General features: G+C 68.6%; 18 protein-coding genes. 5 read left to right on the top strand and 13 right to left on the bottom strand.

The annotated features are described in order from the left end of the window. Positions 1-2: 2 nt before the first annotated feature. The gene (gene rfbB, locus OVA30_RS08265) at positions 3-1,061 is read right to left on the bottom strand and encodes a dTDP-glucose 4,6-dehydratase (protein WP_012253821.1); all 1,059 of its coding nucleotides are present in this window, start codon (positions 1,059-1,061) and stop codon (positions 3-5) included. A 133-nt stretch (positions 1,062-1,194) separates the two neighbouring features. After that, a complete protein-coding gene (rfbC, locus tag OVA30_RS08260) occupies positions 1,195-1,746 on the bottom strand; it encodes a dTDP-4-dehydrorhamnose 3,5-epimerase (RefSeq protein WP_268175160.1) in 552 nt (183 codons plus the stop codon). A 184-nt stretch (positions 1,747-1,930) separates the two neighbouring features. On the opposite strand from rfbC, the gene OVA30_RS08255 reads away from it, so the two are divergent. Next, entirely contained in the window at positions 1,931-2,374 is a 444-nt protein-coding gene (locus tag OVA30_RS08255; RefSeq protein ID WP_268175159.1) for a DUF2147 domain-containing protein, read from the top strand. Between the two features lie 22 nt (positions 2,375-2,396). Here OVA30_RS08255 and OVA30_RS08250 read toward each other — a convergent pair whose 3' ends face one another. From OVA30_RS08250 to OVA30_RS08235, 4 genes are all read right to left on the bottom strand, one after another. Then, entirely contained in the window at positions 2,397-2,864 is a 468-nt protein-coding gene (locus OVA30_RS08250) for a hypothetical protein (protein WP_056460700.1), read from the bottom strand. Between the two features lie 174 nt (positions 2,865-3,038). Beyond that, entirely contained in the window at positions 3,039-3,431 is a 393-nt protein-coding gene (locus tag OVA30_RS08245) for a hypothetical protein (RefSeq protein WP_003600505.1), read from the bottom strand. Between the two features lie 107 nt (positions 3,432-3,538). Further along, positions 3,539-5,356 carry a methylmalonyl-CoA mutase subunit beta gene (locus OVA30_RS08240; RefSeq protein WP_268175158.1) on the bottom strand — a complete coding sequence of 606 codons (1,818 nt, stop codon included), beginning with the start codon at positions 5,354-5,356 and terminating at the stop codon, positions 3,539-3,541. Between the two features lie 148 nt (positions 5,357-5,504). Continuing rightward, entirely contained in the window at positions 5,505-6,356 is an 852-nt protein-coding gene (locus OVA30_RS08235) for an undecaprenyl-diphosphate phosphatase (protein WP_268175157.1), read from the bottom strand. 227 nt (positions 6,357-6,583) lie between these two features. Between OVA30_RS08235 and OVA30_RS08230 the strand changes: the two genes are divergently transcribed. From OVA30_RS08230 to OVA30_RS08220, 3 genes are read left to right on the top strand one after another with little or no spacing between them, the layout of a single operon-like run. Next, entirely contained in the window at positions 6,584-7,276 is a 693-nt protein-coding gene (locus OVA30_RS08230; RefSeq protein WP_012253814.1) for a glutathione S-transferase family protein, read from the top strand. Then, positions 7,273-8,451 (top strand): tRNA epoxyqueuosine(34) reductase QueG, encoded by a 1,179-nt coding sequence (queG, locus tag OVA30_RS08225; RefSeq protein ID WP_268177469.1) that lies wholly within the window; start codon positions 7,273-7,275, stop codon positions 8,449-8,451. The genes OVA30_RS08230 and queG overlap by 4 nt, the downstream gene beginning before the upstream one ends. Before the next feature lie 6 nt (positions 8,452-8,457). Further along, on the top strand, positions 8,458-9,327 hold the full coding sequence (locus tag OVA30_RS08220) for an SDR family oxidoreductase (protein WP_253388611.1): 870 nt from the start codon (positions 8,458-8,460) through the stop codon (positions 9,325-9,327). 59 nt (positions 9,328-9,386) lie between these two features. Here the strand turns inward: OVA30_RS08220 and OVA30_RS08215 are convergent, their stop codons facing one another. After that, positions 9,387-11,351: a methyl-accepting chemotaxis protein gene (locus tag OVA30_RS08215; protein WP_268175156.1), complete on the bottom strand. Its 1,965-nt coding sequence runs from the start codon at positions 11,349-11,351 to the stop codon at positions 9,387-9,389. 230 nt (positions 11,352-11,581) lie between these two features. Between OVA30_RS08215 and OVA30_RS08210 the strand changes: the two genes are divergently transcribed. Continuing rightward, entirely contained in the window at positions 11,582-12,346 is a 765-nt protein-coding gene (locus OVA30_RS08210) for an SIMPL domain-containing protein (protein WP_268175155.1), read from the top strand. Between the two features lie 19 nt (positions 12,347-12,365). On the opposite strand, the gene OVA30_RS08205 is transcribed toward OVA30_RS08210, so the two are convergent. The 6 genes from OVA30_RS08205 to glnA all read right to left on the bottom strand — a co-directional run bounded on the left by OVA30_RS08205 (position 12,366) and on the right by glnA (position 18,739). Next, complete coding sequence (locus tag OVA30_RS08205; RefSeq protein ID WP_442786091.1) at positions 12,366-13,139, bottom strand: NUDIX hydrolase; 774 nt, start codon at positions 13,137-13,139, stop codon at positions 12,366-12,368. Beyond that, a complete protein-coding gene (locus OVA30_RS08200) occupies positions 13,090-13,587 on the bottom strand; it encodes a DUF983 domain-containing protein (RefSeq protein WP_012253809.1) in 498 nt (165 codons plus the stop codon). The genes OVA30_RS08205 and OVA30_RS08200 overlap by 50 nt, the downstream gene beginning before the upstream one ends. A gap of 23 nt (positions 13,588-13,610) precedes the next feature. Beyond that, the gene (rnr, locus tag OVA30_RS08195) at positions 13,611-15,977 is read right to left on the bottom strand and encodes a ribonuclease R (protein ID WP_268175153.1); all 2,367 of its coding nucleotides are present in this window, start codon (positions 15,975-15,977) and stop codon (positions 13,611-13,613) included. 158 nt (positions 15,978-16,135) lie between these two features. Continuing rightward, on the bottom strand, positions 16,136-16,474 hold the full coding sequence (locus OVA30_RS08190) for a hypothetical protein (protein WP_268175152.1): 339 nt from the start codon (positions 16,472-16,474) through the stop codon (positions 16,136-16,138). Positions 16,475-16,618: 144 nt separating this feature from the next. Further along, positions 16,619-17,197 (bottom strand): NADPH-dependent FMN reductase, encoded by a 579-nt coding sequence (locus tag OVA30_RS08185; protein ID WP_268175151.1) that lies wholly within the window; start codon positions 17,195-17,197, stop codon positions 16,619-16,621. Between the two features lie 132 nt (positions 17,198-17,329). Beyond that, positions 17,330-18,739, bottom strand: a complete 1,410-nt coding sequence (gene glnA, locus OVA30_RS08180) for a type I glutamate--ammonia ligase (RefSeq protein ID WP_003600520.1) — start codon at positions 18,737-18,739, stop codon at positions 17,330-17,332. Positions 18,740-18,922: the final 183 nt, after the last annotated feature.

Genomic DNA, 18,922 nt, shown 5'->3' with positions numbered 1-18,922 from the left:
GCTCAGGCGCTCTTGGGCGCGAGGCCGAGGCGCTCGCCGGAATAGCGGCCCTCGCGGATCGGGCGCCACCACGCCTCGTTGTCGAGATACCACCGCACGGTTTCCGTCAGCGCCTCCTCGAACACCTTGGTCGGCCGCCAGCCCACCTCGGCTTCCGCCTTCGACGGGTCGATCGCGTAGCGGCGGTCATGGCCGGGCCGGTCGGCGACGAAGCTGATCAGGCGCTCGTGCGGGCCGTTCTCGGGCTTGAGCTGGTCGAAGGCGGCGCAGAGCGCCTTCACCACGGCGAGGTTGTTGCGCACGGAGCGCCCGCCCAGCAGGTAGGTCTCGCCGAGCCGGCCGCGCTCCAGCACCGCGACGAGGCCGCGGGCATGGTCCTCGACATGGATCCAGTCGCGCTCGTTCAGGCCGTCGCCGTAGACCGGGAGCGGCTTGCCCTCGAGCGCGGCCAGGATCATCAGTGGGATCAGCTTCTCGGGGAAGTGGCGCGGGCCGTAATTGTTCGAGCAGTTCGTCACCAGGACCGGCAGGCCGTAGGTCTCGTGCCAGGCGCGGGCGAGATGGTCGGAGGCCGCTTTTGATGCCGAGTAGGGCGAGCGCGGATCGTAGCGGCTCTCCTCGGTGAAGAACGCGTCCGGCGGCAGCGAGCCGTAGACCTCGTCGGTCGAGACGTGGAGGAAGCGGAACGTCGCCTTGGCCTCCCGGTCGAGGCTCTCCCAATGGGTGCGGGCGCCATCGAGCATCACCTGGGTGCCGATCACGTTGGTGCGCACGAAGGCGCCCGGATCGGTGATCGAGCGATCGACATGGCTCTCGGCGGCCAGATGCATCACCGCCTCGGGCTTGAACTCGGCGTAGAGGGCGTGGACGCGCGCCGGATCGCAGATGTCGGCCTGTTCCAGGCGGTGGCGCGGGTCGTCCGCCAGCGGCTGCAGCGAGATCGGGTTGGCGGCGTAGGTCATGGCATCGAGGGTCAGCACCTCGTGGCCGAGATCCTGCACCAGATGCAGCACGAGCGCGGAGCCGATGAAGCCGCAGCCGCCCGTTACCAGAATGCGCATCGATCTCAACTCCGTCTAATTCCTGCCAGCGGGGTCGGCATCCGCGCGATGGGCAAGGGCCACGCTCGGCCGCGCCTACGCCAACCTGAGGTCGGGCTCAATCCGCCCGACCGAACGATCTCGATACCTTGACTCAGAACACCCGCCCGAGATCGGCCAGAAGCGGCGCGGCCTTGTCCTTGCCCGAGAGGATCGCATCCGCTTCAGCCACCGGCCACGCGATGCCGATCGCCGGATCGTTCCAGCGCAGGTTCCGGTCGTCGGCCGGGCTGTAATAGGCATCGACCTTGTAGGCGACCATGGTATCCGGCTCCAGGGTGCAGAAGCCGTGGGCGAAGCCGGCGGGCACGAAGAGCTGCTCACCGCCGTCCGCGTCGAGCCGCACGGCGACGTGGCGGCCGTAGGTTGGAGAGTCGGAGCGCAGATCGACGGCGACATCGAGGATCGCGCCTGCGAGCACTCGGACCAGCTTGGCCTGGGCGTTGGGTGCGACTTGGAAGTGCAGCCCCCGGATCGTCCCGGCGGGTGCGGAGAAGGACTGATTGTCCTGCAGGAAGGCGTTGGTGATGCCGCTCTCGGCCAGCAGGTCGGCGCGGTACACCTCGGAGAACCAGCCGCGGTCGTCGCCGTGGCGCTTCGGGATCACCCGCTTGACCGCTGGGATCTCGGTATCGATAACCTGCATCCGCCGCTCCTGCCTCTTTCGTACCGGCTCGCCGAGGGCGTAGGCCGCGCGAAGGCGGCGAAGTCAAGGCCGCATCGTCATGCGGCCTCATATCCCGCCCCTTTCCCCCTTCTTGCGTAACCGTGGCGGGCTGACTACCGCTCGCGCCGGCCGGCGGTCACTGTCGGCGAGGAGGGAAGCTCGAATGACGACGCCGCGCGCCAACCGTTCACGCCATCGCCCGATGCACGTCTTCGCCGCGGCGCTGCTGCTTGCCGTGTCCGGCACAGGCGCCCTCGCGCAAAAGGCCTCGGACCTCTCCGGCACGTGGCAGACGGAGACGGCGGGCTCAACCGTGCGCATCGCCCGTTGCGGCGGCGGCTATTGCGGCGTGATCGCCGCGACCGCCGGCGCCGGGCTCGACGCGCAGAACCCCGATCCGGCGCTGCGCTCGCGCAAGCTCGTCGGCGTGCAGATCATGCAGGCCGGCACCCCGAGCGGCAACGGTTTCGAGGGCAGCCTCTACAATCCGAACGATGGCAAGACCTATTCGGGCAGCGTCACGCCGAAGGGACCCGACACCGTCGAGGTGGCGGGCTGCGTGCTCAGCGTCCTGTGCAAGCGCCAGACTTGGCGGCGGGTTCGCTAAAGCGAAACCCCGCCTGCCCGGCTCAGTGATCCGCGCTTCCGGGCGCGGATTCCATCGCGCTGTCGATGAGCGCGGCCTTCTCGGCCGGCGGCTCGGCGCTCGCCATGGCCTTCGTCTCCAGAAGAGGCTGCAGGCGGGCGGCGAGCTGCTTGTCGAGGTGGCGGGCGTAGGCTCCCTTGAAGTAGCGGGCGCCGGTGCCGGGGCCGTAGATCCGGTCGTGGGCGACTGCCATGCGATCGACCTCAGGGCGACACAGGAAGCCGGTCACCCCGGCCGCCTCGTACCAGCGCCCGTCCCGAGCGAGCCGCATCGCCTTCGGATTGGAGACCACGGTTTCAGCAAAGCACGCCGTTGCCGCTTCCTCGAGCGGCGCCAGCACCGTGTGCTCGGAGCCGGCCACATGCTGCCGGGCCGGACGCGCCTCGGCCGCGGGGCCGAGCAGGACGAAGGCAAGACCGACGAACGGCAAGGCTCTCATCACGGCTCTCATGGGGCGCCTCGAACGAGTATGGAACGCCGCCAGTGTTCGCCGAAGATCGCGCCGGATCTAGGGCGAAAACCGATCGCCCGTGCCGCAGCGCGGAACAAATCCGAATCTGTCGCCGGGCCGCCACAGCACGATCCGTGCGAACCGCTCCGCGCCGACGCAGCCTGAACGGCGAAATCAGCCGCGCCGCATCGCGTTCCAGCTGCCGTTGCAACTGATCGGGCCGTCGCCGAGGGTCGACCAGCGGCCAGCGCCGGTCCCGTTGGCGGACAACCGCCCGAACACCTGGGCAGCATCGCTGCCGCGAGAGATGGTGCCGCGCACCGTCCCGTTTGCCGCGACGCGCCCGCTGATCCCGACCTCTCCGCCGCTGTAGACGGCCTCGCCGCGCTGGATCTGAATCCCGTAGCGATAGGCCCGGTCGCAGGGGCCGTCGAGGGTCACGACCTCGATGCTCCAGCGGCCGTCGTAGCGGTGCGGCACCTGCACCTTGCGCTTGGCCGCCTCCGATGTTCCGGCGCTGCCGACGGCGATGGCGAAGGTGGCGACGGCAAGGATCGGAAGGCGCATGGGAATGATATCCGGCTCAAAACATGGGGCCGTGTCGGCCCGTTTCAGCCGGAAGATCGTCTTGCGTCCCGCAGTGTCAAGGTTGCTCACGCGGCCTTGAGTGTCCGTCAGCCAGTCGCGCGCTCGGCCGCCTCCCGCAGGAGCGCCAACAGGTCGCAACCGGCGAACAGGAAGCCTTCGACGCTCGCTTGGCGCAGAGCCTCGGCCTCGGCGGGTTTGCCGGCGAGGTATATCGTGCCGGCGCCGGCCGCCTTCAGCGCCTCGGCCGCGGGCACGGCCTCGGTCTGGTAGACGGTGTCGGAAGAGCAGAGACAGGCGATCCGTGCACCCGACGCCTTGAAGGCATCGGCCAGGGCCTGCATGTCGGAGAAGCCGTCATTGCCGATAGCCTCGATGCCACCCGCGGCGAAGGCGTTGGCTGCGAAGGTCGAGCGGGCATTGTGGACCGCCACGGGACCGAGATTGGCCAGGAAGACCGCCGGGCGCTTGCCCGTCCGCTCGCGGACGGCGTCGGAGGCGTCGCGCAGGGCCTCGTAGGGTTCGGCGAGTCGTTGCGAGGGCAAGGCCCCCTCTGAGGAAGTGGCGGGGTTCGGCTCCACGTCGAGCACCGTCACCGGCTTCTCGGCGAGGAAGGGGAACTCGCTGGCGCCGGTCAGCGGCTCCTTGCGGGTTGCCACCGCCCGTGCCCGGGCCTGCGCCACCGCTGCGATCCGACCGACGAAGGCGCCGGCCTCCAGGCTCGCGGCGATCCCGCCCTCTCGCTCGATCTCTTGGAAGGCCGCCCAGGCCTTCTCGGTCAGTTCGGTGGTCAGCGCCTCGAAGCCGCCCGCGCCGGCCGCCGGATCGGAGACCTTGGCGAGGTTCGATTCCTCGATCAGCACGATCTGGCTGTTGCGCACCACCCGCCGGGCGAAGGCGTCGGGCAGACCGAGCGCCAGGGTGTAGGGCAATGCGGTCACCGAATCCGCCCCGCCAAGGCCGGCGGAGGCCGAGGCCATGGTGGTGCGCAGGATGTTCACGAAAGGATCGCGGCGGCTCATCATCCGCCACGCGGTCTCGGCCAGGACCCGCAGCGGCTTCGGCTCGAGGCCGCAGGCCTGCTCGACCCGGGCCCAGAGCCGCCGGATCGCCCGGAACTTGGCGATGGTCAGGAATTCGTCGGCATCCGCCACCAGCAGGACCGCGATCTGGTCGCGCGCGAGCGCCAGATCGTGGCCGCCGGCCTCCAGCGCCCGCAGATAGGCGACCGCCGTCGCGAGCACGGCAGCCAGTTCCTGCACCTCGCTCGCCCCAGCCTCGTGATAGGGCCGGGCGTCGGCCAAGGCCGCGCGCCCATGGTATCCGGCAAAGGCGGTGACGGTCTCGGAGAGGCGTGCCTCCCACCCCTGGTCGAGCCGGCCGGTGGCGGCGCGGGTGCCGATCGGGTCGAGCCCGAGATCGAGGTCGAGCGCGGACGGGTCGTCGCCGCGGCGCTCGATCAGTTGCTTGAGAAGCGCCGCCGTCTCGAATCCGGCCGGGCCGGCATCGAGCCGCAGGGCGATGAGCGGCAGCATCACGCCCGTCAGCGCCGCATCCAGCGCATCGACGGACGGAAGTTCGAGGCCGAAGCCGCAGGCGGCACGGGCGTCGCGATGGACGAGGACCAGCGCATCGGCACCGCCTTCGAGGTCGGCCAGCGCCTGGGCTCCGGCCTTCTCGGCATCGGGATGGTCGATGCGCTGCGCCAGACGCCACGGGCCGGGCGCCCGCACCGGCTGGGCCACCGCAGCCGCCGGCTCGTAGAAGGGCTCGATGCGCAGGCCGTCGGCGGTCTTCGAAACGAGACGCTTCTCGAAGTCGGCCCCCTTCAGCGCGGCTTCGACGGCTTGGCGCCAGCGCTCGCGGGTGGCGGGCTCGAACAACTCGGCGAGCGGACGATCTTCCATCTTGGGCGAGACCTTGACGATTCGGCGTTTCCCGACCGCTTCTTCAAAGAGCGGCGACTTGGCCGCAAGCCCTCGCACGGGGCGCGGGCAGGCGACAACCGACTTTAGTCCAGGTTGCCGCCTCCGCCTCGCTCAAAATCCTGAAGGCTCAGCCAAAAAGAATCAGTCCCGCGAAGCCGAGCGAGCCGACGATGATGCGCCACCACGCGAACAGCCAGAAGCCGTGGCGGGAGACGTAGTCGAGCACCGTCCGCACCACGATCAAGGCCGAGATGAAGGCAGCGACGAAGCCGATGACGATCAGCAGCGCGTCGTTGGAGGAGAGGTTCTTGTAGTTGTCGAGAAGGTCCTTGGCGAAGGCGCCGGCCATGGTCGGCATGGCGAGGTAGAACGAGAACTCGGTGGCCGAGCGCTTGCTCGCCCCCATCAGCATCGCGCCGACGATGGTGGCGCCGGAGCGCGACACGCCGGGGATCATCGCCACGCATTGGAACAGGCCGATCTTGAGCGCCATCGGCAGGCTGAACTCGAACACGTCGGTCTTGCGCGGATGCTCGGTCGGACCGTCGTGCATTCCATCATTTGGAGCCGCTTTCGGCTCGCCGACCGTGTCGTCGATGATGAGGAGCACGATGCCGCCGGCCACCAGCGTGGCGCAGACGATCCACGGGTTGAACAGGTAGAGCTTGATGTACTTGGAGAAGAGCCCGCCGACGATCGCCGCGGGCAGGAAGGCGATGAGGATGGCGAGCACGAAGCGGCGCGCCCGCGGATCATTCGGCAGCGCGGTGGCGATGCTCCACAGCCGGCCGAAATAGACGAACAGGATCGCCAGGATCGCGCCGAGCTGGATCAGCACCTCGAAGGTGTTGTTGGGCGAGTGGAAGCCGATGAAGTGGCCGATGAGGAGCTGATGCCCGGTCGAGGAGACCGGGATGAACTCGGTGGCGCCTTCCACCACGGCGAGCACGAGCGCCTTCGCGATCAGGACGAGATCCATAAGCCTGCTGTTCCCCACGCCGATGTGCCGGCGATTCAGGGCGCGGCAGACGACGGCGATACGGCAGCTTTGCGGCGGTAGGGTTGACGGGCGGTTACCGGGTTGCGGCGGGTTTGTTAATGAGGTGGCAACGTTGGAGAAATAATCCTGGCGCGTCGCCCCAATTTCGCCGGTGCGACACGGTCTGCCCAGGGCTCTGCCTTCTTTACCGCTGAACCACGGCCTCGATGGCGACGCTCTATCACTCCCCGTTCTGCCCGAACTCGCGCTTCATCCGCCTCGTCCTGGCCGAGATGGGGATGGAGCCGACTCTCGTCGAGGAACGGGCCTGGGAGCGCCGCCGCGACTTCCTCATCGTCAACCCGGCGGGCACCACGCCGGTGCTGGTGGAGCAGACCGGGCTCGCCATTCCCGGCGCGGGCGTGATCGCGGAGTATCTCGACGAGACGCGGGGGCTCGGCCTCGCCGGGCGGCGGCTTCTGCCCGACACCACCCAGGCGCGGGTGGAGGTGCGGCGCCTGCTCGACTGGTTCCTCGTCAAGTTCAACAGCGAGGTGACCGAGTATCTCGTCACCGAGAAGATCGATAAGCGCTTCATGCCCTCCGCCGCCGGAGGCGGCCCGCCGGACATGAACGCCATTCGTGCGGCGCGCACCAACGTGCGCTATCACCTCCAATATGTCGGCTACCTGATCGGGCAGCGCCGCTGGCTCGCGGGCAACGACCTGACCTATGCCGACCTCGCGGCGGCGGCCCACCTTTCCTGCGTGGACTATCTCGGCGACGTGCCATGGGACGAGGACGAAATGGCGAAGGACTGGTACGCGCGGGTGAAATCCCGCCCGTCCTTCCGCGCGCTGCTGGCCGACCGGGCACCGGGGATGCCGGCGGCGGCCCACTACGCGGATCTGGATTTCTGAAACCCGAAAAGGTCGTCCTCACGGGCCGCGCCCTGCGCGAGACCATCGAGGCGCGCGCGCGCCGTCTCGGCTTCGAGGCGTTCCGCGTCACCCGTCCCGATGCCGTGCCGGATCTGCGCGAGCGCTTGCCGGCATGGCTCGCGGCGGGCCATCACGGCACGATGGACTGGATGGAGGAGCGGGCCGACCAGCGCGCCGCGCCCTCCGCCCTGTGGGCCGAGACGCGCAGCATCGTCATGCTCGGCATGAATGCAAACCCGGAGCGCGATCCCCTCGAACTCGTGCGGCTGAAGGATCGCGCCGCCATCGCCGCCTATGCGCAACGGCGCGACTATCACGATGTCATCAAGGGCAAGCTGAAGGAACTCGGCGGCTTCCTCTCCGCCCGCTCCGGCCAGCCGGTGAAGGTCTTCGTCGATACCGCGCCCGTCATGGAGAAGCCGCTGGCCCAGGCCGCCGGGCTCGGCTGGCAGGGCAAGCACACGGTGCTGATCTCGCGTGAGCACGGCAACTGGCTGATGCTCGGCGCGATCTTTTCCCGCGCCGAGCTCGAACCCGACACCCCAGAGACCGACCATTGCGGCTCCTGCCGCCGCTGCCTCGACATCTGCCCGACGGATGCCTTCCCGGCCCCTTACCAACTCGATGCGCGCCGCTGCATCGCCTACCTCACCATCGAGCATCAGGGCCCGATCCCCGCCGAATTCCGCGAAAAGATCGGCAACCGGGTGTTCGGCTGCGACGACTGCCTCGCGGTCTGTCCCTGGAACAAGTTCGCGGGTGCGGCGCGGGAGAGCCGCATGGCCGCCCGCGACGATCTCGCCGCGCCGCCGCTCGCCGAACTCGCTCGCCTCGACGATGCGGGATTTCGCACCCGCTTTGCCGGCACGCCGATCAAGCGTACCGGCCGCGACCGCTTCCTGCGCAACGTGCTGATCGCCATCGGCAATTCCGGTGATGCCGCCCTCGCCGCGGAGGCGGTGGCCTGCCTCGCCGAGCCCGATCCGGTGGTGCGCGGTGCCGCCGTCTGGGCCTGCGGCCGGTTGCTGCCCCGGGCGCGACTGCACGAACTCTTCGCCGCCCATGGACACGGAGAAACGGAGGCGCATGTGAGGGAGGAATGGCGTGAGGCCGCCGCCCTCCCTATGGAAGCGGACGGCCCACGGGAGACCTGACACCGCATGAACCTGTTCGTTTTCGGCCTCGGCTTCTCCGCCCGGCATTTTGCCGAGCGTGAACGGGCGCGATTCAACGCGGTGCGGGCGACGGTGACCGAGCCCGAGCGGGCCAGGAGTCTCGCGGCCGAGACCGGGTTCACCCTGCGCGCCTTCGGACCGGAGGCGGACGATCCCCGCATCGCCGACGATCTCGCCGACACCGACGTCCTGCTGATCTCCGCACCGCCGGGACGGGACGGCGATACGGTGCTCGCCCGCTACCGCGACACCATCGCGAAAAGCCGCATCGGCTGGATCGGCTATCTCTCGACCATCGGCGTCTACGGCGACCAAGGGGGTGCCTGGATCGACGAGACGACGCCCGCTACCCCGAAGAGCGCCCGCTCGCGCGACCGCCTTGCCGTCGAGAATGCATGGCTCGCGCTCGGCGCCGAGACCGGCAAGGCGGTGCAGGTATTTCGCCTCTCGGGCATCTATGGCCCCGGCCGCAATCCGATCGTGAAGCTGCGTGACGGCCGCACCCAGCGCATCGTCAAGCCGGGGCAGGTGTTCAACCGCATCCACGTCGCGGACATCGCCGCGACGCTGGCCGCCTCGATCGAGCACCCGCGGGGGGGCGCGGTCTACAACGTCACCGACGACGAGCCGGCCCCGCCGCAGACGGTGACCGAGCACGCAGCAAGGCTCACCGGACTGCCCCTGCCGCCGGAAGTCGATTTCGAGACCGCCGACCTCAGCCCGATGGCCCGCAGCTTCTACGGCGAGAACAAGCGGGTGCGTAACCGCCTGATCCGCGAGGAGCTGGGCGTGCAGCTCGCCTTCCCGACCTATCGCGAGGGGCTGGCCGCGCTGGTCTCCGACGCGCGCCGGTAGGCGGCCCGTCGCGCAGCGTCCCGAAGGCGGGCCACGAATGTTCGGGACGAGGCTCGGGATCAGATGAACTGAACGCCGATCCCGTCGTCGGCCCACCGTATGACGCGGCAGCGCCGGGACGGCTCGCCGTCGATGTGAAGCGTGACGAAGTTCGGAAGGTCCGCAGCCTCGAGTGCCAGCTTGGCGCCGCCCTCCGAGAGGTTGAGAATGGTGCAGGGCCGGCTCTGCGGCGTCCCCGCCGTTCGCCCGCGCTCCGGCACAAACGCGACATGGCCGGAGCGCGAGGAGCGAAGGCGCTCCTCGCCCCGCCGCTCCTCCAGCCCGACATTCCAGGCGTCGAGACGGCTCGCGAATTCCGCCACGCTCGCGGCGGTGGCCTGCATGTCGGTGCTGACCTGACCGGTGGTCGCGCGCTGCCGCGTGCTGTCCGCCGTCGTCTGCGCGATGAAACCCTGCACGGTGTCGACCACCGCCGCGGTCGAGACCAGCGCCGCGCCGACATCCCGCGAGACCGCCTGCATGGCGCCGATCTCGCCGGTGATGCGGGCGGTGGCCGAGCGCGCCTGCTCGGCGAGGCTCTTCACTTCGGTGGCGACGACGGCGAAGCCGCGGCCGGCCGCACCGGCGCGGGCGGCCTCGATCGTGGCGTTGAGGGCGAGCAGGTTGATCTGCTCGGCGATGCCCGTGATGACCTCGACCACGCCAGTCATCGCGGCGGCCGCGTCGTCGAGCTTGGCCGAGAGGATTCCGGCGGCGCTCATGCGGGTCTGAATGTCGCCGACCGCATCGTGCGAGCGGTTCATCTGCTCGGCGATCGATTCCGAGATCCGGTGCATCTCCTCGGACGCGCCGGCCACCGTCCGTACCCGGCCCAGCGTCTGCTCGGCCATGGCGAGGGCGCTGGCGCGCACCGCCATGCTCTGGCTGATGTCGAAGGCGTATTTCACGATCTTGAACGGGCGCCCGGCCGCGTCGAGAACCGGGTTGTAGGAGGCCTGAATCCAGACCTCGCGACCATCCTTGGCCACCCGCTGGTAGACGGCGGAGGTGAACTGCCCCGCCCGCAGCGTCGCCCAGAACTCGGCATAGGCCGGGCTTGCGGCGATTTCGGGCGTTACGAACATCCGGTGATGCCGGCCCTGCACCTCGGGAAGGGTGTAGCCGAGCGCGTTCAGGAAGTTGTCGTTGGCGTCGAGCACCGTGCCGTCCATGCCGAACTCGATCACCGCCTGCGAGCGGCGGGCGGCTTCGACCTTTCCCGCCATGTCGGCGGCGACGCGCTTGGCCGCGGTGATATCGGAGGCGTATTTGACGACCTTGAACGGGCGCCCGGACGGATCGAGGATCGGGTTGTAGGTCGCCTGGATCCAGACCTCGCGCCCATCCTTGCCGACGCGCAGGAACTCGCCGGCCCGGTACTCGCCGCGGGCGAGCGCCTCCCAGAAGGCGCGGTACTCCGCGGATGCCGCCTCTTCCGGCCGCACGAACTGGCTGTGGTGCCGGCCCTCCACCTCGTGCGGCGCGTAGCCGAGGGCGTCGAGGAAGTTGGCGTTGGCGCTGCGCACCGTCCCGTCGAGGTCGAACTGGATCACCGCCTGCGACCGGCTGATCGCGGCGATCTGGCCCGCCGTCTCGGCGGCGGCGAGCCGCTCGGTCGTCACGTCGAGGGCGAATTTGACGATCTTCCGAACGCGGCCGGCGGCGTCGAGGACCGGATTGTAACTCGCCCGGATCCAGACCTTGCGTCCGTCCTTGGTGAGACGCCCATAGGCCGCCGTCTGAAACGTGCCGCGGCGCAGGCCCTGCCAGAACGTCTCGTACTCCGCGCTCTCCGCCTCCTGCGGGTCCACGAACAGGCGATGATGACGCCCGCGCACCTCACCGAGGGTGTAGCCCATCAGTGCGAGGAAATTGTCGTTGGCGTCGAGCACCGTCCCATCGACGGCGAAGGTGATAACCGCCTGGGAGCGGTTGAGCGCGTCGAAGATGGACGCGGCATCGGAGCGGCGAAGGACGGAGAGCATCGGCGATTTCGGCTCCACTTGCCGTCCCACGATGCCCGATGCCGCTTAAGAATCTCCTCTGGGGCATCAAAGGATGCATTTCTGTCAGTGCGGACAGGGCAGGCTTCCGCAAACGGTCAAGCTTCAGCCATCTTCTCCGGCGCATGCAGTCACCAACTCGACCGAAGGTTGTGATCCCTCCGCTCGACTGTCCGTCCATCGGACGTCAGCGATCAGTTCGAATGGCTCCCATGATCCACCCCTTGCCCTTCAAGGCTCCCGCCTTGGCCGCCTTCATGGCCACCCTTCTGCTTGGGCCAGCCGCAGCGCAATCTTCGAACGAGAATTCTCCGCCATCTCGCGGATCCGTTCTGACCGTCCACGGCGCGGGCTCGTTCGAACAGAAGCCCGATTACGGGCGTTTCGAGGTAAGCTTGGTCACGCAGGACAAGACGTTGGAGGCAACCGTCTCGGCGCATGAAGAGCGAGCGGGCTCGGCGATAGAGGTCCTGCGTCGGTTCGAGCAAGCAGGCGTGAAAATCGAGAGAAGTCGCTTCCGGCTCGATGAGGATCGATCTGGCGGTTATCAGCCACCGCAATATCCTGGACATCGGCCGCCGCCACCCAAGAAATCGGCCACTCCGTTCACCGCAACGACCACCTTCATTTTGAAGGCCAACGGGATCGATCAGCTGAACGCAACCATGAGTCGGATTGCGGAAACGGGCCTGCTTCGGGTTCAGTCGGTGACGTTCAAGGTCGAGAATGAGCGGGCCGCGTTGCTCGAAGCGCGCCGTGCGGCCATGCTTGATGCCCGCCAACAAGCCAAGGTCTACGCGGAGGCCGCCGACGTCACGCTCGTCGAGATCAATGCGATCACAGACGGAGAAGCCAGCCCTTCCGAAGTGGGAGAGGCCGATATGCCGCGATCGCTCCGCCGCATCCAAATCGTGCCGCCAGCGGCCATTTCTTTCAACGCCACGGTGAACGTGACGTGGCGCATCGCGCCGCGCTGAAGGGCAGCGGCCGACCCGCTCAGATCTCCTCCCGCACCCCTTTGCCGCGGCGCTCGAAGTAGAACGGGATCGGTCGGTAGGGCGGGAAGCCGGCGTCGGCTGCCGCTTCCAGATCGTCGAGGATCACGCGGGTGATGCGCGGCAGGTCGAGCTTGCGCGCGGCGTCGAGATCGACCCAGGCGAGTTCGGTCAGTTCCGCATCCGGCCCGACGATACCGGGCCGCTCGGCGACCACCGCCTTGCGATCGACGGCAAAGAAGCGGGTATCGAAGCGGCGGGGGCGCTTCGGCGGCGTGATCGCCCGCGCCACCAGATGCAGGGTTTCGAGATTGGGCATCACCCCTTCATCGGCGAAGGCCTGCCACGCCCCCTCCGGCGCGGTCTCCGGCGGGCCGTAATCGCGGGTGCCGATGAGAAGGCCGGTCTCCTCGTAGGTCTCGCGGATCGCGGCGAGCGCGAGGGAACGGCCGAGATGGTGGGGTGCGCGCGGCAGCTTAGCCCGCAGCGCGTCATCCGCCCGCTGCGACAGGGCCCCGGCCACCGGCATCATCCGGTCGGACGGTTCAATCCGTCCGCCGGGAAACACGAACTTGCCGCCCATGAAGGCGAGGCCGACATGGCGCCGGCCCATCAGCAGCTTCAGCTTCTTCCGCGACCGGTCGAGAATGATCAGCGTCGCGGCATCGCGCGGGCGCAACAGCACCGGGCGGGGCGTGGCAGCAGGCGAAGCGGGCTGATCCGAATCAGGCTGATCCAAGCTTTGGGGCGTCGCCTGCTCTGCTTCCTGCCTCACCGCCGCGTCTCTCCCCCGTGCCCGTGCCGGTCCCACCGCGCGCGGGGGGCAACTTGCCGAAACCGTGCATGCCGAACGTGTATTGCAGGCCAATCACCGCGCCCTTGACCGGCTGCAACAGCACGAGCGCCAGGACGAGGGTGAGCAAGGGCCACACCGTCATCGAAATCCAGAGCGGCACGTCGTAGCCCATCTCGATCTCGAGCACGAGGTAGCCGATGATGTGGCCCACGAGGAAGATCACGATATAGGGCGGCAGGTCGTCGGCCCGGTGGCCCTCCATCTCCAGGCCGCAGGCCTCGCAGGCCGGCCGCACCTTGAGGAAGCGGCCGAAGACGTGGCCCTCGCCGCAATGCGGGCAGCGGTTGAGGAAGCCGTTGGCCATGGCCGGGAGCAGCCGCGTCCGCTCCTGGGGAGCCGGGGCCGGAGGGGAGGCGTAGGTTTCCATAGGCCGAGTCTAGCCCCTTCCGCTCAGCGACGCGAGCCGCGATGGCGCCGCGCCGCATCGCTCTCGGACGCCGCCGCCTTGCCGGGGCGCGGCTTGCCCTTGGGCGACTTTGCGCCGAACTTGGCCTTGCCCAACTTCGCCTTGCCCGGATTCGCCTTGGACCCGCTGCGCTTGATCCCACCGCCTTTGGCGCCGGAGCGGCTGCGCCCCTCCGACAGGATCTCAAAGCGCAGAGCGCCGGCCACCGCCGCCGCCTCGACGAGGCGGACCTCGACCGTGTCGCCGAGGCGGTAGGTCTCGCCGCTGCGGTCGCCGACGAGCGCGTGCAGGGCCTCGTCGTGGCGGTAATATTCGTGGCCGATGGTGGAGACGGGCACGAACCCGTCGGCCCCGGTCTCGGCCAGCTTCACGAACAGCCCCGAGCGCGTCACCCCGGAGATCCGGCCGGTGAAAGTCGCGCCGACGCGGTCGGCAAGGTAGCCGGCGATGAGCCGGTCGATGGTCTCGCGCTCGGCCGCCATCGCCCGGCGCTCGGCCGCCGAGATCTGCTCGGAGACGGCGTCGAGCATGCCCGGCGTAGTGTCGTCCGGCAGTCCATCCTTGCCTAATCCGCAGGCACGCACGAGAGCACGGTGGACGATGAGATCCGCGTAGCGGCGGATGGGCGAGGTGAAGTGAGCATAGCGGCGCAGGTTGAGGCCGAAATGGCCTAAATTCTGTGCAGCGTAGATCGCCTGTGCCTGCGAACGAAGCACCACCTCGTTGATGAACGGAGCGTGCTCGCTCTCGGCCACTTGGGCGAGGATGCGGTTGAACAGGTCCGGCCGCAGCGCCCCGGCCTTGGTCATCTTGACGCCGACCGAGGCAAGCACCTCGCCGAGCGCACGCATCTTCTCCAGGGCCGGTTCGTCGTGGACCCGGTAGATCAGCGGCGAGCCCGCCTTCTCCAGCGTCTCGGCCGCCGCGACGTTGGCCTGGATCATGAACTCCTCGATCAGCCGGTGCGCCTCCAGACGCTCCGGCACGATCACCCGATCGACGCCGCCTTCCGCGTCGAGCAGCACCTTGCGCTCGGGCAGGTCGAGGGCGAGCGGGCCGCGGGCGTCGCGGGCCCGCTTCATCGCCTCGTAGGCCGCGTAGAGCGGGCGGAGCGCGGTCTCCAGCACCGGTCGCGATTTCTCGTCCGGCCGGCCGTCGATGGCAGCCTGCGCCTGCGCATAGGCGAGTTTGGCGTGCGAACGCATCAGGATGCGGTGGAAGCTGTGGCTGCGCTTCACCCCGTCGGCGCCGATGATCATCCGCACGGCGAGCGCCGGGCGGTCCTCCCCTTCGCGCAGCGAGCAGAGATCGTTCGAGATGCGCTCGGGCAGCATCGGCACCACCCGGTCGGGGAAGTAGACCGAATTGCCCCGCAGCAGCGCCTCGCGGTCGAGGGCCGAATCCGGCCGGATATAGGCGGCCACATCCGCGATCGCGACGGTGACGATGAAGCCGCCCGCATTGGCCGGATCGGGATCGGCCTCAGCCATCACCGCGTCGTCGTGGTCCTTGGCGTCGGGCGGGTCGATGGTGAGCAGCGGCGCCTCGCGCCAATCCTCGCGGCCGCGCTTGGTCGCGCGCTTGGCTGCATCCGCCTCCGCCAGCACGGCGGCGGGGAAGACGTGCGGGATGTTGTGGATGTGCAGCGCGATCAGGCTCACCGCCTTCTCGGAGCCGAGCGCGCCGAGCCGCTCGGTGACGCGCCCGCGGGGCAGGCCGAAGCGGGTCTCGCGCTCCACCGCGACGCTGACGAGGTCGCCATCCCGGGCCTCGCCTTCCTCGCCCGGCGGGATCGCGATTTCCTTGCCCTGCGATTTCTTCTCGACGGGAAGCAGGCGCCCGCCATCGCGGCCGGCGCGATAGACGCCGATCACTTCGGAGCGGTTCTTGCCGATCACCTTGATGACGCGGCCGGTGTAGCGGCCGGGCGCTTCCGGGTCCGGCGCGACCCGGACCAGCGCCCGGTCGCCGATGCCGGGGGCGGGGCGGTTGCCCTTGCGGCCGGCGCGCGGGGTCTCGACGGCGATCTTGGGCGCCTCGCCCTCCCCGTCCCACTGCGCCGGGCGGGCGATCAGGTCGCCGTCGCGGTCGCGCGATACGATGTCGGCGAGCACGACCGGCGGCAGGCTGCCGCCTTTCTGCAAACCGCCGCGGTCGCGGTCGAGCGCGCCCTCAGCCTCGATCTCCTTCAGGATCGCCTTGAGGCCGATCTTGTCGGCGCCCGAGATGCCGAAGGCCTTGGCGATTTCGCGCTTGCCGACCTTTCCGGGCGTCTCGGCGACGAAGGCGAGGATCTGCTCGCGGGAGGGAAGAACGGGGGTGCCCGCCGTCGGATTGATGCGTCTGGCCAAGGAGCAAGGCTCTCCGCGCCGATCCGGGAAGGCGTGGCGCGTTCGGTTTTTCGTTGATTGGGGAGACCGTTGACGATCCCGGCACCTCTTCAAGATGGGCGCTCGAACGCCTTAGAACAACGCCGAGAGATCGACCGTGAACAGGTTCGGCCCCGGCGTTAGCCCGTGGAAGCCGATTTGCGGATCGTCTCCACTGCCCGATCCACGTCGAAATCGGCTTGGCACAGCTCTTCGAGGGTAAAGGGCGCGCTCCGCGGCAGGGTCAGGTTCACCTGTCCCTCCTCCGGCTGAAGCTCGGGCGCTTCCGCCGCGCGGATCGCCAGGGTCCAGGCGCCATCGATCCGCACCGCCTCCGCCGACGGCGGATCGGCCGCGAGCGCCGCGATCTTGTCCGCCGCCGCCTGCCGGAAGGCGAGGCTCAGGCCGTCATCGGAGACGAGCGCCGCCTTGATCAACTCGGCCAGCGCGTCCTTAACTCTGTCGAAACTCGCGTTCATCCGCCCGCTTTCCTCATCCGCCTATGCTTCGAGGGGTGCAAACGGAGTGCCGCGCGCAAGGTTCAGAGTGCCTCACGAAACTCCCGGTCTCTGACCGTTCTCGCTCTGGCGATGACAGCGCGGCGGGCGTTTTGTGAGAGACACTCAGTACGGCGTGCCCCCGGCCCGCTTCGCCTTCAGGGCCTCGGCGTACCAAGTCAGCTCGTCGAGAAACTTCTTCGCGGCCCGGACGAGCCAATCCTCGGCCGGCTCGCCCGCCTCGCTCAGCGCCTTCTGGATGCGCGGGATCGGCAGGAGCGAGGGAATGCTCGGCGTGCCGAGTTCGGCCAGCATCGCCCGCAACTGCATCGCCGCGCGCACGCCGCCATACTGCCCCGCCGAGTAGCAGCAGATGGCGGAAGGCCGCCAGAAATACTCCTCCAGGAAGTGGTCGAGGGTGTTGGAGAGCGCGGGCGGAATCGAGTGGTTGTACTCGGCCGAGACCACGACGAAGGCATCCGCCCCTCGAAACAGCGTCGCCAGCCGCTCCAGCGGTTCGGGGGCCTCGCCCTTGGGATATTCCTTGTACATCCGGTCGAGGAGCGGGAGCTTCAGCTCGGCGGGATCGACCAGCGGCGCCGTGTGGCCGCGGGCTTCGAGTTGCGCGACGAGGAAGCGGGCGGCGCGGATGCCGGCGCGCTCGGCACGCACGGAACCGAGGATCACGGGGACGGTGAGGGTCATGGATGCGGCTCCCGATCGGACGAGCCTAGTCGTTCCGCCCCGGCTGCCGGCGTCAAGCATTCCCCGAACAAAAAAGGCACCGGAGCCTCGAAGGCTCCGGTGCCCGCTGCACAACGCTGCGCGAAAAAGATCTTACAGCGAGTAGTACTGCACGAACTCGATCGGGTGCGGGGTCATCTCGTAGCGCAGCACCTCGGCCATCTTCAGCTCGATGAACGAGTCGATCTGGTCGTCCGAGAACACGCCGCCGGCCTTGAGGAAGGCGCGGTCCTTGTCGAGGTTCTGCAGCGCCTCACGAAGCGAGCCGCAGACGGTCGGGATCTTCTTCAGCTCGCGCGGGGGCAGGTCGTAGAGATCCTTGTCCATCGCCGGGCCCGGATCGATCTTGTTGATGATGCCGTCGAGGCCGGCCATCAGCAGCGCCGAGAAGGCGAGGTAGGGGTTGGCCATCGGATCCGGGAAGCGGACCTCGACGCGCTTGGCCTTCGGGTTCGTCGTCCACGGGATACGGCAGGAGGCCGAGCGGTTGCGGGCCGAGTAGGCGAGCAGCACGGGAGCCTCGTAGCCCGGCACCAGACGCTTGTAGGAGTTGGTGGACGGGTTGGTGAAGGCGTTGAGCGCCTTGGCGTGCTTGATGATGCCGCCGATGTACCACAGGCATTCCTGGCTGAGGTCGGCATACTTGTCGCCGGCGAACAGCGGCTTGCCGTCCTTCCAGATCGACTGGTGCACGTGCATGCCCGAGCCGTTGTCGCCGTAGACGGGCTTGGGCATGAAGGTGGCGGACTTGCCGTAGCTCTGCGCCACGTTGTGGATGCAGTACTTGTAGATCTGCATGTGGTCGGCGAGCAGGGTCAGCGTGTCGAACTTCATGCCGAGCTCGTGCTGGGCGCTCGCCACCTCGTGGTGGTGCTTCTCGACCTTCACGCCCATCGACTGCATCGCGGCCAGCATCTCGCCGCGCATGTCCTGGGCCGAATCCTGCGGCGGGACGGGGAAGTAGCCGCCCTTGGTCTGCACCCGGTGGCCGAGGTTGCCGCCCTCGTAATCGGTGAAGCCGTTGGTCGGCAGCTCGGTCGAGTCGAGCTGGAAGCCGGTATGGTAGGGGTCGGCGCCGAACTTCACGTCGTCGAACACGAAGAACTCGGCCTCGGGGCCGACAAAGATCGTGTCGCCGATGCCGGTGGAGCGCAGATACGCCTCGGCGAGCTTGGCGGTCGAGCGCGGATCGCGGGCATAGGGCTCGCCGGTCGAGGGCTCGAGCACGTCGCAGACGATCGACATGGTGGAGGCCGAGAAGAACGGGTCCATGCAGGCCGTGACCGGATCGGGCATCAGCAGCATGTCGGATTCGTTGATCGCCTTCCAACCGGCGATCGACGAGCCGTCGAACATGGTGCCGTCCTGGAACATCTCCTCGTCGATCAGGGAGACGTCGAAGGTCACATGCTGCCACTTGCCGCGCGGGTCGGTGAAGCGGAAGTCGACGTACTTGACGTCATTGTCCTTGATGGCCTTCAGCACATCGGCGGCCGTATTCATGCTGTGCGTCTCCTCGGCAAATTCTGGAAGCGGGGCGGCGAACCATCGGCCGGGTCCGGGCGCGGTCCGAGCCGGTCCGTTCCTGGGGCGCGATGGGCTGATCGGGAAAGCGGCATGTCTCGACGGGGCGGCTTCACGCCCGCGGCGTCGCTCCTGATCCGGGTCCGGCCCCCTCTCGCGTCC

The sequence above is a fragment of the Methylorubrum sp. SL192 genome (assembly GCF_026672325.1).
Taxonomy (GTDB): domain Bacteria; phylum Pseudomonadota; class Alphaproteobacteria; order Rhizobiales; family Beijerinckiaceae; genus Methylobacterium; species Methylobacterium extorquens.
This window is presented reverse-complemented; position numbering and strand designations above follow the sequence as displayed.

What these genes read in the sequence shown, in the direction of transcription:
- OVA30_RS08220 (WP_253388611.1), top strand. Translation starts at nt 8,458, where the DNA reads ATGAACCTGTTCGTTTTCGGCCTCGGCTTCTCCGCCCGGCATTTTGCC.
- rfbB (WP_012253821.1), bottom strand. Translation starts at nt 1,061, where the DNA reads ATGCGCATTCTGGTAACGGGCGGCTGCGGCTTCATCGGCTCCGCGCTC.
- OVA30_RS08235 (WP_268175157.1), bottom strand. Translation starts at nt 6,356, where the DNA reads ATGGATCTCGTCCTGATCGCGAAGGCGCTCGTGCTCGCCGTGGTGGAA.
- OVA30_RS08250 (WP_056460700.1), bottom strand. Translation starts at nt 2,864, where the DNA reads ATGAGAGCCGTGATGAGAGCCTTGCCGTTCGTCGGTCTTGCCTTCGTC.
- OVA30_RS08230 (WP_012253814.1), top strand. Translation starts at nt 6,584, where the DNA reads ATGGCGACGCTCTATCACTCCCCGTTCTGCCCGAACTCGCGCTTCATC.
- OVA30_RS08200 (WP_012253809.1), bottom strand. Translation starts at nt 13,587, where the DNA reads ATGGAAACCTACGCCTCCCCTCCGGCCCCGGCTCCCCAGGAGCGGACG.
- OVA30_RS08210 (WP_268175155.1), top strand. Translation starts at nt 11,582, where the DNA reads ATGATCCACCCCTTGCCCTTCAAGGCTCCCGCCTTGGCCGCCTTCATG.
- glnA (WP_003600520.1), bottom strand. Translation starts at nt 18,739, where the DNA reads ATGAATACGGCCGCCGATGTGCTGAAGGCCATCAAGGACAATGACGTC.
- rfbC (WP_268175160.1), bottom strand. Translation starts at nt 1,746, where the DNA reads ATGCAGGTTATCGATACCGAGATCCCAGCGGTCAAGCGGGTGATCCCG.
- OVA30_RS08215 (WP_268175156.1), bottom strand. Translation starts at nt 11,351, where the DNA reads ATGCTCTCCGTCCTTCGCCGCTCCGATGCCGCGTCCATCTTCGACGCG.
- OVA30_RS08190 (WP_268175152.1), bottom strand. Translation starts at nt 16,474, where the DNA reads ATGAACGCGAGTTTCGACAGAGTTAAGGACGCGCTGGCCGAGTTGATC.
- OVA30_RS08240 (WP_268175158.1), bottom strand. Translation starts at nt 5,356, where the DNA reads ATGGAAGATCGTCCGCTCGCCGAGTTGTTCGAGCCCGCCACCCGCGAG.
- OVA30_RS08185 (WP_268175151.1), bottom strand. Translation starts at nt 17,197, where the DNA reads ATGACCCTCACCGTCCCCGTGATCCTCGGTTCCGTGCGTGCCGAGCGC.
- OVA30_RS08255 (WP_268175159.1), top strand. Translation starts at nt 1,931, where the DNA reads ATGACGACGCCGCGCGCCAACCGTTCACGCCATCGCCCGATGCACGTC.
- OVA30_RS08245 (WP_003600505.1), bottom strand. Translation starts at nt 3,431, where the DNA reads ATGCGCCTTCCGATCCTTGCCGTCGCCACCTTCGCCATCGCCGTCGGC.